Annotated in this window: 11 protein-coding genes; 6 read left to right on the top strand and 5 right to left on the bottom strand. The window is 58.1% G+C overall.

Features of this window, described 5'->3' with window-relative positions:
* Positions 1 to 31 precede the first annotated feature (31 nt).
* Complete coding sequence (locus K3169_RS23915) at positions 32 to 931, top strand: DMT family transporter (RefSeq protein WP_263268311.1); 900 nt, start codon at positions 32 to 34, stop codon at positions 929 to 931.
* Between the two features lie 99 nt (positions 932 to 1,030).
* Here the strand turns inward: K3169_RS23915 and K3169_RS23910 are convergent, their stop codons facing one another.
* Both K3169_RS23910 and K3169_RS23905 read right to left on the bottom strand, forming a co-directional pair.
* Entirely contained in the window at positions 1,031 to 2,005 is a 975-nt protein-coding gene (locus K3169_RS23910) for a 2-hydroxyacid dehydrogenase (RefSeq protein WP_263268309.1), read from the bottom strand.
* A 193-nt stretch (positions 2,006 to 2,198) separates the two neighbouring features.
* The gene (locus K3169_RS23905) at positions 2,199 to 3,146 is read right to left on the bottom strand and encodes a LysR family transcriptional regulator (protein WP_027900201.1); all 948 of its coding nucleotides are present in this window, start codon (positions 3,144 to 3,146) and stop codon (positions 2,199 to 2,201) included.
* Between the two features lie 182 nt (positions 3,147 to 3,328).
* On the opposite strand from K3169_RS23905, the gene K3169_RS23900 reads away from it, so the two are divergent.
* The 4 genes from K3169_RS23900 to K3169_RS23885 all read left to right on the top strand — a co-directional run bounded on the left by K3169_RS23900 (position 3,329) and on the right by K3169_RS23885 (position 8,401).
* Complete coding sequence (locus tag K3169_RS23900; protein WP_263268306.1) at positions 3,329 to 4,840, top strand: efflux transporter outer membrane subunit; 1,512 nt, start codon at positions 3,329 to 3,331, stop codon at positions 4,838 to 4,840.
* Positions 4,841 to 5,144: 304 nt separating this feature from the next.
* Positions 5,145 to 7,322: an FUSC family protein gene (locus K3169_RS23895; RefSeq protein ID WP_263272355.1), complete on the top strand. Its 2,178-nt coding sequence runs from the start codon at positions 5,145 to 5,147 to the stop codon at positions 7,320 to 7,322.
* Positions 7,312 to 7,512 carry a DUF1656 domain-containing protein gene (locus tag K3169_RS23890; protein ID WP_099270435.1) on the top strand — a complete coding sequence of 67 codons (201 nt, stop codon included), beginning with the start codon at positions 7,312 to 7,314 and terminating at the stop codon, positions 7,510 to 7,512. Before K3169_RS23895 ends, K3169_RS23890 begins: the two co-directional genes overlap by 11 nt.
* Before the next feature lie 16 nt (positions 7,513 to 7,528).
* Positions 7,529 to 8,401, top strand: a complete 873-nt coding sequence (locus K3169_RS23885) for an HlyD family secretion protein (protein ID WP_027900197.1) — start codon at positions 7,529 to 7,531, stop codon at positions 8,399 to 8,401.
* 358 nt (positions 8,402 to 8,759) lie between these two features.
* Here the strand turns inward: K3169_RS23885 and K3169_RS23880 are convergent, their stop codons facing one another.
* Positions 8,760 to 10,820 carry a hypothetical protein gene (locus K3169_RS23880; protein WP_263268304.1) on the bottom strand — a complete coding sequence of 687 codons (2,061 nt, stop codon included), beginning with the start codon at positions 10,818 to 10,820 and terminating at the stop codon, positions 8,760 to 8,762.
* 1,026 nt (positions 10,821 to 11,846) lie between these two features.
* On the opposite strand from K3169_RS23880, the gene K3169_RS23875 reads away from it, so the two are divergent.
* A complete protein-coding gene (locus K3169_RS23875) occupies positions 11,847 to 12,059 on the top strand; it encodes a DUF6124 family protein (RefSeq protein ID WP_122703880.1) in 213 nt (70 codons plus the stop codon).
* Positions 12,060 to 12,203: 144 nt separating this feature from the next.
* Here the strand turns inward: K3169_RS23875 and K3169_RS23870 are convergent, their stop codons facing one another.
* Both K3169_RS23870 and K3169_RS23865 read right to left on the bottom strand, forming a co-directional pair.
* Positions 12,204 to 13,016 carry an SDR family oxidoreductase gene (locus K3169_RS23870; protein WP_263268302.1) on the bottom strand — a complete coding sequence of 271 codons (813 nt, stop codon included), beginning with the start codon at positions 13,014 to 13,016 and terminating at the stop codon, positions 12,204 to 12,206.
* 17 nt (positions 13,017 to 13,033) lie between these two features.
* Positions 13,034 to 13,498: a multidrug transporter gene (locus K3169_RS23865; protein ID WP_263268300.1), complete on the bottom strand. Its 465-nt coding sequence runs from the start codon at positions 13,496 to 13,498 to the stop codon at positions 13,034 to 13,036.
* Positions 13,499 to 13,554: the final 56 nt, after the last annotated feature.

The following is a 13,554-nucleotide window of genomic DNA, read 5'->3' as shown; positions in this document are numbered from 1 at the left end:
CAGAATGACGGCTCAAATCGGGAGCCGCATCATGAACATTTCGCTTTATTTGCTGACCGTCCTGATCTGGGGCACCACCTGGATCGCTCTGAAGTTGCAGCTGGGCGAAGTGGCAATCGCGGTCTCCATCGTTTACCGATTCGGCCTCGCGGCATTGATGTTGTTCGCGATGCTGCTGCTCAGCGGCAAGCTGCAGAAGGTCAATCAGCGTGGGCACATGCTTTGCGTCGCGCAGGGGCTGTGCCTGTTCTGCATTAATTTCATGTGTTTCCTCACGGCCAGTCAGTGTATTCCCAGCGGGTTGATTGCGGTGGTGTTTTCCACCGCAACCCTGTGGAACGCCCTGAATGCACGGGTGTTCTTCAAACAGAAAATTGCGCACAACGTATTGACCGGTGGTGCGCTGGGTTTGATTGGTCTGGGCTGTATGTTCTGGCCTGAGTTGTCCGGGCACAGCGCCAGCCACGAGACCCTGATGGGCCTTGGCCTGGCGTTACTGGGTACGATGTGTTTTTCGGCCGGCAACATGCTTTCCAGCATGCAGCAGAAAGCCGGTCTGCGGCCGCTGACCACTAACGCCTGGGGCATGCTCTACGGCGCCGGGATGCTCAGTCTGTATTGCTTGCTCAGCGGTACGCCGTTCGGTTTCGAGTGGACGACCCGTTACATCAGTTCGTTGCTGTATCTGGTGATTCCGGGCTCGGTGATCGGCTTCACCGCCTACCTGACGCTGGTCGGCCGCATGGGCCCGGAGCGCGCAGCGTATTGCACGGTGCTGTTCCCGGTGGTGGCGCTGAACATTTCGGCGTTCGCCGAAGGCTACCAATGGACCGCACCCGCGTTAATGGGCCTGGTGTTGGTCATGCTGGGGAATGTGTTGGTGTTCAGAAAGCCGAAGTTGCCGGTGCCGGTGGGGGCGAAGCTGGCTTGAGGTAAGTGGAATGCATTATCTGTAGGAGCTGCCGCAGGCTGCGAAGCGTTTTTCAGGTATACCGCAATCGCAGCCTTCGGCAGCTCCTATAGGGCTACATCAATCTTTCCACACCTGCGGATTCACCAGGTTTTTCGGCTTCTCACCCAGCAACGCGGCACGCAGGTTGGCATAGGCAAGGTCCGCCATGGCTTGTCGGGTCTCCGTGGTGGCGGAGCCGATGTGTGGCAGGGTCACGGCGTTTTTCAAACTGAACAACGGCGACTCGCTCAGCGGTTCCTTCTCGTAGACGTCCAGCCCGGCGCCACGAATGGTGCCGTTCTGCAAGGCCTCGATCAGCGCTGCTTCGTCGACGATCGGGCCGCGGGCGATGTTGATCAGAATTGCGCTGGACTTCATCAGGCCTAGCTCGCGGCTGCTGATCAGGTGTTTGGTTTTCTCGCTCAACGGCACCACAAGGCAGACGAAGTCCGACTCGGCAAGCAGTTGATCAAGGCTGCGAAATTGCGCGCCCAGTTCCTGCTCCAGCTCGGTCTTGCGGCTGTTGCCGCTGTACAGGATCGGCATGTTGAAACCCAGACGACCACGTCGCGCAACCGCTGCGCCAATGTTGCCCATACCGACGATACCCAACGTCTTGCCGTAAACATCAGTACCGAATTGTGCGGCTTCGACACTGCGTTTCCACTGACCGGACTTGGTCCAGGCGTCCAGTTCTGCAACCCGACGGGCGCTGCTCATGATGAGGGAAAACCCCAGATCAGCGGTGCTTTCTGTCAGCACGTCCGGCGTGTTGGTGAGCATGATGCCGCGCTCGTTGAAGTAGCTGACGTCGTAGTTGTCGTAACCGACGGAGATGCTCGACACCACTTCCAGTTGAGTGGCGGCTGCCAGTTGCTCACGCCCTAACTGACGACCTGCGCCGATCATGCCGTGGCATTTGGGCAGTGCGTCATTGAACTGCGCATTCAGGTCGCCCAGCTTCGGGTCGGGCACGATCACATTGAAGTCTTGTTCCAGCCGTTCGGCCATTTCGGGGGATACACGGCTGAAGGCAAGTACGGTCTTTTTCATGGGGTAGCTACTCTCGCACGCTTTTTATAAAGGGTTACAGATGAGTAGCACGCTAACATTCCCGTCGTCGAGACGTAAACATCGGCCTGTAGGAGCTGACGAGCAACGCGAGGCTGCGATGGCGGTGTGTCAGATGAACCGCCATCGCAGCCTCGCGTTGCTCGTCAGCTCCTACAGCAGGGTATTGCAACGATCAGGCGATGGACCGCATGGCGTGTGTATGCAGATCCGCTTCATGGGCGGCGAGGATTTCCGGCAGCGAGCCGCGCAGGTATTCCACCCACGTCTTGATCTTGGCATCCAGATACTGGCGCGACGGATAGATAGCGTACAGATTCAGTTCCTGCGAGCGGTACTCGGGCAGGACCCGCACCAGCGTGCCATTGCGCAGGCCTTCAATCGCAGAGTAGATCGGCAAGATACCCACACCCATGCCGCTGCTGATCGCCGTCTTCATGGCGTCTGCCGAGTTGACCAGAAATGGCGAGGTATGGATCGTGACCATTTCCTGACCTTCCGGGCCGTCGAACAGCCATTTTTCCAGCGGGAACACCGGGCTGACCAATCGCAGGCACGCGTGGTTGAGCAGGTCAGTAGGCTTGAGCGGGATGCCAAAGCTTTTGACGTACTCCGGCGATGCACACGCGATGCTGTAAGTGATGCCCAAACGTTGCGAGACAAAACCCGAGTCTGGCAGCTCACTGGCCAGGACAATGGACACGTCATAGCCTTCCTCGAGCAGATCCGGCACGCGATTGGCCATGGTCAGGTCGAAGGACACGTCCGGGTGATTGCGTCGGTAGCGGGCGATTGCATCGATCACATAGTGCTGACCGACACTGGACATCGAATGCACCTTGAGCTGACCGGCTGGCCGCGCATGAGCATCGCTGGCCTCGGCTTCGGCCTCTTCCACATACCCCAGAATCTGTTCGCACCGCAGGAGATAGCGCTTGCCGGCTTCTGTGAGCGCGATTCGGCGTGTGGTGCGGTTAAGCAGACGGGTTTGCAGATGTGCTTCGAGATTTGAGACGGCGCGCGAAACGTTGGCGGTAGTCGTGTCGAGCTGAACGGCAGCTGCCGTAAAGCTTCCGGCCTGAGCCACACAACTGAACGCGCGCATGTTTTGCAGGGTATCCATGGGCAGTTCTCTGGAGAGATGGCAAATTGTGACACGAAGTAACTGACGCATGTCAGCCTGACTGATGATTATCTCCGATTCTGTAACAAAGATTCACAGTTCTTCTGGCTTATCGGGGAGTTGATGCGCCCCTAGAATCGCGGCACCTGAGTCATTTCACCTTATGTCGGGAAGTTGCATCCGTGCCGCGTCGCATCATCAGAAGGGCCGCGCCCTTCAGTGTCTGGGCTTTAACGTTAGTCATCAGCGGCTGTATCGGAACCGGCGGGATCGCACCACAAGGCAAGGCTTTGCCTGTCGATAGCCTGACGACCGACGCTGCCATACGCAGTGCCGACCGGGATGCGCACTGGCCTGTTGCTCAGTGGTGGCACGCCTATAACGATCCGCAACTGGATCACTGGATTGACCTGGCCGCTGCCGGAGCGCCGAGTCTGGCCATCGCGGCGGCGAGAGTTCGTCAAGCCAAAGCAATGGCGGGTATGGCTGAATCTGCCGAGTCGTTGCACATCAATAGTGAAGCTTCCCTCAAACGGCATGACTGGGCGACTGATCAGTTCTACGGTCCCGGCGCGCTCGCTAATACCACCACCTGGGACAACAATGCGTCCCTTGGGTTGAGCTACTCGCTGGATTTCTGGGGGCGGGAAAGCAACGCATCCGAACGGGCGCTTGACCTGGCTCACATGAGTGCTGCCCAGGCACGTCAGGCGCAGCTCGAATTGCAGGACAACATCGTTCGCGCCTACATCCAGCTTTCATTGAATTACGCCCAGCGCGACATCGTCGAAGCGACGCTCGCCCAGCAGCAACAGATTCTTGATCTGGCCCAGCGCCGTTTGAAGGGCGGGATTGGTACCCACTTTGAAGTCAGTCAGGCTGAAACGCCTTTGCCGGAAACCCACCGGCAGATCGACGCGCTGGATGAGGCCATTGCCCTCAGTCGTAATCAGTTGGCCGCGCTGGCGGGCAAAGGTCCGGGGGAGGGCGCCAACCTCCATCGCCCGACGCTGGCCCTCAAAACGGCCCTGAAGTTACCTTCTGCTTTACCTGCGCAATTGCTTGGTCAGCGCCCGGATGTGGTGGCCAGTCGGTGGGCGGTCGCTGCTCAGGCTCGCGGTATCGACGTGGCCCATGCCGGGTTTTATCCCAACGTCGATCTGATCGCCAACCTGGGTTACATGGCCACAGGTGGCGGCATGCTGGAATTTCTGACGGGTAAAAAATTCAACTACAGCGCCGGGCCCGCGGTGAGTTTGCCGATCTTTGACGGTGGGCGTTTACGTTCACAGTTGGGGGAAGCCTCTGCCGGTTATGACCTCGCGGTGGCGCAGTACAACCAGACGCTGATAACCGCGCTCAAGAGCATTTCCGATCAGTTGATCCGCCGTGAGTCCATGGACAAACAACAAGCGTTCGCCAGCGAGTCGGTGGCTGCGGCGCAGAAGACTTACGACATCGCAATGATCGCTTACCAGCGCGGGCTCACCGATTACCTCAACGTGCTCAATGCCCAGACTCTGTTGTTTCGTCAGCAGCAGGTTCAACAACAAGTCCAGGCCGCCCGCCTGAGCGCCCATGCCGAACTCGTCGTAGCGCTGGGCGGCGGCCTGGACGCGGGCAGCGATACACCGGCCGAAGATAAAACCCAGGCACCGAAAACGCCGGCCACACTGGCGGTGTTTGGCCAATGAATATCTCCACTGAACGCCTTGATCCCGGTAAGAGCGAACTTGTTCGCGAGGCTTTTCATACGACGCGCCGCTTCGACCGCCTCGCCAACAAGTTGCCTCTTACCGGGGAGTGCGATCCTGCCGGTAAAACAGGGCATGCCCGCTATAGCCAGACGGTGAATACCTCAAGCGAACGCTGTACTTGTGGGAGCGGTGCTTGCCCGCGATTCAGGCACCTCGGTATAGCTGAAAAACCGTGTCGCCAATATCGCGGGCAAGCACCGCTCCCACAATTGATCGTGATTCGCCGCAACAGGCATGTGACATCTTGAACCGAATCACCCAACTCCCATGGCGTCGGGAATTCAATAGTTGGGCGCGCAGCGACGGGGTGACCTGGATCTACATCTTCAAGGTGCTGATCGCCGCATTCCTCACTTACTGGCTGGCCCTGCGCCTGGAATTACCTCAACCGCGCACGGCGATGATTACTGTGTTCATCGTCATGCAACCGCAAAGCGGCCATGTCTTTGCCAAAAGCTTTTATCGCCTGCTCGGCACCTTGGCTGGTTCCACGGTAATGGTCGTGCTGATGGCGCTGTTTGCGCAGAATTCCGAACTGTTCCTCGGCTGCCTCGCGCTGTGGGTGGGGTTCTGTTCGGCAGGTGCGGCGCGTTATCGAAACTTTCGCGCCTACGGTTTTGTGCTCGCGGGCTATACCGCTGCGATGGTCGGCCTGCCTGCACTGGCACACCCGGAAGGCTCGTTCATGGCGGCCGTGTGGCGCGTGCTGGAAATCAGCCTCGGCATCGTTTGCTCCACGGCCGTCACCGCAGCGATTCTGCCGCAAAGCTCGGGCGCGGCGATGCGTAACGCGCTGTATTCACGCTTCGGCATATTTGCTCGTTTCGTCGCCGATGGCCTGCGTGGTGTTAACCCTCGGGATGCATTTGAAACCGGCAACGTGCGCTTTGTCGCAGAAGCCATCGGCCTGGAAGGACTACGCAGCGTCACGGTTTTTGAAGATCCCCACATGCGCCGTCGTAACGGACGACTCAACCGCCTGAACAGTGAGTTCATGGCAATCACCACCCGCTTCAACGCGCTGCACCAGTTGCTCGAGCGCGTAAGAAGCGATGGCGTTAGCCGGGTATTCATCGCTGCACAGCCAGGCCTCACAGCCCTGGCCGAGTTGCTCGACGGTTTCGCCAATCGTTTTCTGACCCCAGAGGATGCCGCGCAACTGGTTCAGCAACTGGAAGCCTTCAAGGCAGAGCTGCCAGAGAGGGTACGTGCCCAGCGTGCCGCTCTGGAAGACATCCAACCCAGCGAAGCCGAATTGCTGGATTTCCACACCGCTTACGAATTGCTGTACCGGTTGGTCAGCGACATGCACGACTATGCTCAGACCCACGCCTCCCTGGCCGATCACAAACACATCCGGGAAAAGTGGGAAGAAGCGTTCCTGCCCAAAACCAGCTGGATGACAGCGGCAGCGGCAGGCATTCGGGCCACGTTCATTCTGGCGATCATGAGTGCTTATTGGGTGGCGACCGCCTGGCCCAGTGGCGCAACCATGATTCTCGTGTCGGCAGCCACCGTGGCGTTGTCATCCACCACCAACAACCCGCGCCGTATGTCATTTCAGATGGCCTGCGGCACCTTGCTCGGAGCCGTGTTGGGCTTCATCGAAACCTTTTTCATCTTCCCGAACATCGATGGCTTCCCGCTGCTGTGCCTGAGCCTTGCGCCAGTGTTCATGCTGGGTGCATTCCTCGGTTCGCGGCCGCAGTGGTCGGGCTACGGGCTTGGATTGCTGATCTTCTTCAGCATCGGCTCAGTGCCGGACAACCTGACGATCTACAACCCTTACACCTTCATCAACGACTACATCGCCATGGTCATTGGCATGCTGCTGTGTGCCGCTGCGGGCGCGATCATCTTGCCGCCCAACGCGCGCTGGATGTGGCAGCGGCTTGAGGGCGATTTGCGTCGTCAGGTGGTGTTCGCCATCAGCGCGCCGCTGAATCGTCTGGGTTCCAGTTTCGAAAGCCAGACCCGCGACCTCATGCATCAGGCCTACGGTCTGGCCGCTGGCAAGCCGTTGGTGCAACGTGAATTGCTGCGCTGGATGTTCGTGGTACTGGAAATCGGCCACGCAATCATCGAGCTGCGTCGCGAACAGGACATCCTCCCGGTTCATCCGGCGTATGCGCCGTGGCAATCCTGGCGTGTAGCGATCCGGGTGATGGGCAGGGCGCTGATCCGTTTGTTCATCCAGCCGGATCACAGCAACTGGCAGCGCGCACTGGCAGCCGTTGATCACGCGATCAATCGTGTGCAAAGCAGCGACGAACCATTCGCGCCTCACTTTGATACCTCGGTGCTACGTCGGGTGAAGAGCTATCTGCACTTCATCCGCTCGTCACTGCTGGACCCTCAATCACCTCTGGCCGCGCATGCCCGCAAAGGTCATCAGCAAGGACTGACTCATGCCTCGTGAAATTGCTTTTCATGGCCTGTACATGCCCAGCGTGACCGTCCTGTTTTTGATCGCATTGGTGCTTGCCTGGGCACTTGACCGACTGCTGGCGGGATTTGATCTGTACCGGTTTTTCTGGCATCCGGCGTTGCTGCGTCTGAGCCTGTTTACCTGCATTTTCGGCGCAATGGCGCTGACCGTTTACCGTTGATTCTTGAGTAGCCCTGATGAAAAAGCTCTTCAGTCTGATCGCCACGTTACTGGTTCTGGCACTGGCCATCTGGATCGGCCGCACCTTGTGGGTCAACTACATGGACACGCCCTGGACCCGGGATGGTCGGGTGCGCGCTGATATCATCAATGTCGCCGCTGACGTCAGCGGCACAGTGGTCGATGTGCCGGTGCGTGATAACCAACAGGTCAAAAAGGGCGACCTGTTGATGCAGATCGATCCCGAGCATTACGAGGTGGCGGTCAAGCAGGCGCAGGCATTGGTGGCTTCACGCAAGGCCACCTGGGAGATGCGCAAGGTCAACGCCAGGCGTCGTGCCGACATGGACAATCTGGTGATCTCAACCGAAAGCCGCGACGACGCGAGCAACATCGCGGTGTCGGCCCAGGCCGATTATCAACTGGCGCTGGCCGGGCTTGAAGCTGCCGAGCTAAACCTGCGCCGCACGCGGGTGCTGGCAGCGGTAGACGGCTATGTCACCAACCTCAACGTGCATCGCGGTGACTACGCGCGCATTGGCGAAGCGAAGATGGCCGTCGTCGACATGAATTCGTTCTGGGTTTACGGCTTCTTTGAAGAGACCAAACTGCCACATATCCGCGTCGGCGACCCCGCAGACATGCAGCTCATGAGCGGTCAGTTGCTCAAAGGTCACGTGGAAAGCATCGCCCGCGGCATCTATGACCGTGACAATCCGGAGAGCCGTGAACTGATCGCCGACGTCAACCCGACCTTCAACTGGGTGCGCCTGGCGCAACGCGTGCCAGTGCGCATTCATCTGGATGAAGTGCCCGCCGACGTGCTGCTGTCGGCGGGCACCACATGTACGGTGATTGTGAATCCAGAGGTGGGGCGTTCCGACGGATAACGATCACTCGGTTCAAGGCTGCATACCGAGTCGTCTGCATCGCGAGCAAGCTCAGCTCCCACAGATCTGGACCGCTTGGGTTCTGTGGGAGTCGCCCCGGTGTCCCTGACACCACGCTGTCGCGCAGCAAACACGGACCCTGTAGGAGCGCGCTTGCCCGCGATTCGGCCTGTCAGCCGATGAATATATTGCCTGTGCTGACGCGATCGCGGGCAAGCGCGCTCCTACAGTAAAAAGCATTCCAAATCAGATAGTTATATTTTGTTTGATAGGAGCAGAGCTTGCTCGCGATAGGGAACCCCGATCTATCTGGCAGATCATCTAACCTGGCGGTGCTCAATGTTGTCTGCGATGAGCTTCATGAGAACAACCTGAGTGTTGCCTCAATCCCCAGTCTGGCCTCGTCAGCCGCTGTTTTCTGAATCGCGCGGTTGAACGTGCGTTTGGTCAGCTCTCGCTCAAGTCGCGCCTGGTTGATGCCCGCTGTTCTGCGCAACCCCTCAAGGTTGGGAATGAATAAGCCATCCTTGTCGTAGGCACCGACAATCGCCAAGGGTGGTATATCGGTTGCGTAGTTGATCTCCACCGGAGCCAGATCCAGGCGGGGTGATTGAGGGTAGCGCACAGCAAAGTCATTGGCGTAAAGGTGATAACCGTCCAGCTTGCGCGCGTCGACAAGGTAGGTGTGACCCCCTTTAGCGCCTCCGTAAGTAAAAGCCCCAACGTGGTCCTGATCATAAAAAACTGATGTGGAGATCCCTCTGCCATCGGGGTCCAGCGCATCGTGGCCGCCACCAAATCCGCCGCGCACGCCGGTCGCCTGATGGATGTCTTTTTGCAGATCGGCAGCAGGGGTTCGCAGTTTGAAACCTTTTTTGAAGATGACATCGGGGGCGCGGGAGTCGCCGCGGAAAACAAAACCGCGATACACCGTGATGTCATACGATTCAATGAGCTGCTGTGAAAAATGCCCGTGCTTTTCCACCCACAGCTGAGTGGCCTGTGGGCCTTTTTTAAAGTCGGCATTCAGTTTCAATTCCAGCGAGCGCATCCTTGCCGAGTGTTTCGAGCGCTCCAGGGCATCAATCAAATAAGGCGTCGCTGCGGACGGCAGGTTCTTGGTTGTCAGGATGACTTTGAGCTTCTGTGCAAGTTGAGTTCTGGCCAACACTGAAAGTCCTTTGCCGACCACCTTCAGCACCAGAGGGGCAATGACTTCAGCCAGTGCGCCGATGATGGCAGCGCGGTACAAATCAGCCGCCACTTCGGGCAGGTCTTCCAGTTCGGCCCTGACTGCATCGGTGGCTGCAGAGGCGACGCCCAGCAGGAAAGCTGCGATCAACCTGATCGGCACCAGACTGACACTGACCGGCAGCGTGATACCTAGCGACAGGCCCGCCAGAAGATAACCGCTGAATTCGAGAGCCGAGTCAGCAAGCCGCTCTGCATCCGTCGACACCAGCGTATCGATATCAGACAGCAAGCGTTTATAGCTCAGATCAAACAGCGCATTGGCGATGTCGGGGCTCGCATGAAAGGTGATGGGCGCCACCCAGTAATACTTGGTCTCGAACCTGCGGACATATTTGACTTCGTCATTACCCGGCGTGAGTCGCTGATAGAGCGGGATCCGCGCCAACACTTTGTTGCGCAACGAGGCGTGACTTTCGATCAGCGCACGAAACTGACCGAAATCACGCGGTATTTCGTAGACCGACCGTTGCTGGGGTTCATTGCCCAGAAATACCAACAAACCTTGAACGGTCTGGTCTTCATAATACTCAGGCGTTGGCAGGAATACCGCCCGTTCCAGCTTCACTCGCGACGAGCCCTCAAACTGCACAAGTCGGGGTTCGATCCAGCCGCTCAAGTAATCATCAGCGAGTGTACTGAGCGTTGTCGCTGAGGCTCTATGCTCCAGATATCGACGAATAATGCTATCCAGTTCGTGCCGTGTGAGAAGCAGGGAAAGTTCTTTGACATGAGGGCGATTGAAGTGCGCCTCGACCTCACTGATATAGCGCGCCTGCAGGTTCACCGTGTCGAACAGCTCGCGCAGTTCGGGCGGGAACGCAGGCGGCCAGCGGATGCGGATGGAGGTTGCCCCTTTAAGGTCGTGGCGAAAAAAGTCAGTGACTATCTGATGGAGTTCAAAGGTGGCGATTCTGGAGCGGGGAGGGCTGACACCGATGAGTCCGCTTTGGCGATCTTCTGTGTATTCGACATTGATCTTTACGTTGCTGGTGAATAGCGCCTTGTGCGGCTCATGCATCGTTGAGCGCTTTATTGCTGTGCGAATGAAATCATCGATAAAAGCAAAAGGGGAAAGTAATCGAGGTTGCGAGACCGCGTCGATCAATTCGGCCAGCTCATTGGCCAGATGGTCGATATCGGCGGGGACTGTAACTGTAGTGCTCATTTGTCATTCCTTGACAGGCCGTGCGCAGTGCATCCATTGCTCTGCTCAGGCTATGGAATATAGAGGTTGGGACTTGGCGCGGTTGTAGGAATCTTCCTTGTTATCGCGGGTTAAAGGCGCGGGATGCAGGCGTGTTCTCAGCGCCGGGCGCTAGCCGCTGTGGAGATCCCGCAGGATCTGCTTCAGCCGGGAGGGCGGTATTTTTGCTGAAAGATATTTAACAAACGCACCAGCGTCCTCCCGGCTAAAGCCTGTCCTGCGCAATGACGTAAAGCCTGTGGGAGTCGCCCCGGTGTCCCTGACACCACGCTGTCGCGCAGCAAACACGGACCCTGTAGGAGCGCGCTTGCCCGCGATTCGGTCTGTCAGTCGATGAATATATTGCCTGTGCTGACGCGATCGCGGGCGCGCTCCTACAGATGAAAAAGTACTCCAAATCAAATAGTTGTAGTTTGTTTGATAGGAGCTGCCGATACCAAGCCCGGATCCTGTCAAACAAGATGCAATTTTCAGAGTTGACCCAAATCCTGTAGGAGCTCACCGAGGTTACGAGGCCAGCGATGGCGGTTATCTGACACACCAGCCATCGCTGGCCTCGTAACCTCGGTGAGCTCCTACAGTCCAGTTTTTGCTCCGCGACAGCGTGGTGTCAGGGACGCCGAGGCGACACCCACATGAATGAGCATCGTTTATGTAACTTCAGCTAACCAAATAACCCCGTCCTACACCCCATTCCTGCGGCCTTTTCCCTTTCTTCTGAGTGAAGTTTCCGAGAAAATCCCGAGCCCTTGCGCAGGGGGATTTCGGGCACTAGGCTGCGTCCGTCGTTGAGTATCAGCGATCGGGTTTAGCAGCCTGTTTGATTTCAATTCCAACGCAAGATCCGTCTATGGCGGCTTTGTGCGGGGCACCTTTGGGTGCGCCGGTTTATGGGATTGGGTCGCCGGTCTGCTAACCCGTATCAAAGTCGCCACCTTTGCTTGTTTAGCAGCGATCATTCGGTGGCCTAGCAAAAGGCCTAATCAGATGATCAAAGTAACGCCAGATCCACCACAACCTACGCTAGAAGAGTCCCTGCAGCACGTCAGTGACCTGCTGCGTTGCGCAGCCGCCACTGCCTACGAAACCGGCGACAGTCTTAACGGTCCCAAACGCGATTTAGCCTTCTCGGTGGTGCACTTGATTGGTATGGCCAAGACCGAACTGGAGCGCTCATTGGCGCGGGTGGAGTCCAGGTAAATCCAGGTTGCGAATGAGGACCACCGTGGGAGCGAATTCATTCGCGAAGGCGGCATAACAAGCGATGGATATGTATTGATCGTGCTGGCCCTTCGCGAATGAATTCGCTCCCACCGCGAGGCGTCCTTCAACATGGAGGTCCGCTCACAGCTTCTCATCCAACCCAAACCGCTGGCGCAGTTTTTTATCCAGTAAACCTTTGGGCAGTAACCAGCTCATCAGGGGCAAAACCCTTGAGCCATTTCCTGACCGGAGCATGCGCGGTGGCGTCGGCTGTTGTACGGCGCGCAATACGTCGAGGGCGAAACGGGTGGCAGGAGTCGGGTTGTCCTGCGAAGCCTTGGCCCGTGCCCGAATCCCTTCGCGCAACGGCCACCATGGCGATTGCTCGCTAATCAGCAATTCAGCCTCATGGCTGGCGTTCTTTGCAAAACTCGTATCGATGGCGCCCGGCTGAACCTCCAGCACCTGAATCGAGAAGGGCGCCAACTCAAGACGTAAGGCGTCACTCACCGCATGCACTGCTGCCTTGGAAGCGCAATAGGCCCCGGCAAAAGGTGTGACCAACACTCCGGATACGCTACCGATGTTCACCACCAGGCCCTTGTTGCGCCGCAGTGCTGGAAAGAACGCACGGGTCACGCCCACGATCGAAAACACGTTGGTTTCGAACTGGCGCTGCATCGCCTCGACGCCGCCATCAAGCAACGGTCCCATGGCACCGTAACCGGCGTTGTTGATCAACACATCCAGCCCATCAAACCGGGCCGCCAATTGTGCCAGCCCAGCGCCGTCATTGACGTCCAGTTGCACGCCGGTGAAACCCGCTGCGTTGAGCGCGGCAACGTCTTCAGGCTTGCGCGCGGTCGCCCAGACCTCATAACCGGCAACTTTGAAAGCATCCGCCAAGGCGCGGCCAATGCCGCTGGAGCAGCCGGTGATCAGGACGTTGGGCATTGAAGTGTTCCTATGAATTAGTCCGAAAAACTGCCTTGTAAATGCTCAGCCCGAAACTCCAGCGTCTGCGGGCGATAGCCTTGGCGCAGGGGAGGGAGCGGCAAACAATCCTGCGACTGGCTACCGGCCTGTAAATCGCCGGGGCCTTGATAGCGCGGGCCTGCGTAGGCGTCGTCGGTGAGGTTGACGGTATCGCCAGGCGCATACGCGGCCACACGCCAACGCAGCTCGCGCAGCGGGACGTCGTTGGTATTATCGATCAGTACCAGCAATGGCTTACCAACAGGGCATTGGTCCGGGGCGTAATTCATCCGCAGGCCCAGATGCTCCAGGCGGCGGGTTTCGCGACTGTCTTGCCAGATGACCACCATCGCCACAAGCCCGAGGCCCGCAGCCGCCGCCAATGAAACAGGCAAGGCCTTGGCGGGATACTTCAGCAACAGGACTAGCCAGGTAAGGATAAGCAATGCGCCGAACAGCATGAGTCGCGCCTCGTGAACAGATGAGCACGCATCGTACCGAAAGCGAGGTGGGGTTT

Source organism: Pseudomonas phytophila (assembly GCF_025643095.1).
Taxonomy (GTDB): Bacteria; Pseudomonadota; Gammaproteobacteria; order Pseudomonadales; family Pseudomonadaceae; genus Aquipseudomonas; species Aquipseudomonas quasicaspiana.
The sequence above is the reverse complement of the archived record's forward strand: the minus strand, read 5'-3'. Positions and strand labels throughout refer to the sequence as shown.

What these genes read in the sequence shown, in the direction of transcription:
- K3169_RS23865 (WP_263268300.1), bottom strand. Translation starts at nt 13,498, where the DNA reads ATGCTGTTCGGCGCATTGCTTATCCTTACCTGGCTAGTCCTGTTGCTG.
- K3169_RS23910 (WP_263268309.1), bottom strand. Translation starts at nt 2,005, where the DNA reads ATGAAAAAGACCGTACTTGCCTTCAGCCGTGTATCCCCCGAAATGGCC.
- K3169_RS23915 (WP_263268311.1), top strand. Translation starts at nt 32, where the DNA reads ATGAACATTTCGCTTTATTTGCTGACCGTCCTGATCTGGGGCACCACC.
- K3169_RS23870 (WP_263268302.1), bottom strand. Translation starts at nt 13,016, where the DNA reads ATGCCCAACGTCCTGATCACCGGCTGCTCCAGCGGCATTGGCCGCGCC.
- K3169_RS23880 (WP_263268304.1), bottom strand. Translation starts at nt 10,820, where the DNA reads ATGAGCACTACAGTTACAGTCCCCGCCGATATCGACCATCTGGCCAAT.
- K3169_RS23890 (WP_099270435.1), top strand. Translation starts at nt 7,312, where the DNA reads ATGCCTCGTGAAATTGCTTTTCATGGCCTGTACATGCCCAGCGTGACC.
- K3169_RS23885 (WP_027900197.1), top strand. Translation starts at nt 7,529, where the DNA reads ATGAAAAAGCTCTTCAGTCTGATCGCCACGTTACTGGTTCTGGCACTG.
- K3169_RS23875 (WP_122703880.1), top strand. Translation starts at nt 11,847, where the DNA reads ATGATCAAAGTAACGCCAGATCCACCACAACCTACGCTAGAAGAGTCC.
- K3169_RS23905 (WP_027900201.1), bottom strand. Translation starts at nt 3,146, where the DNA reads ATGGATACCCTGCAAAACATGCGCGCGTTCAGTTGTGTGGCTCAGGCC.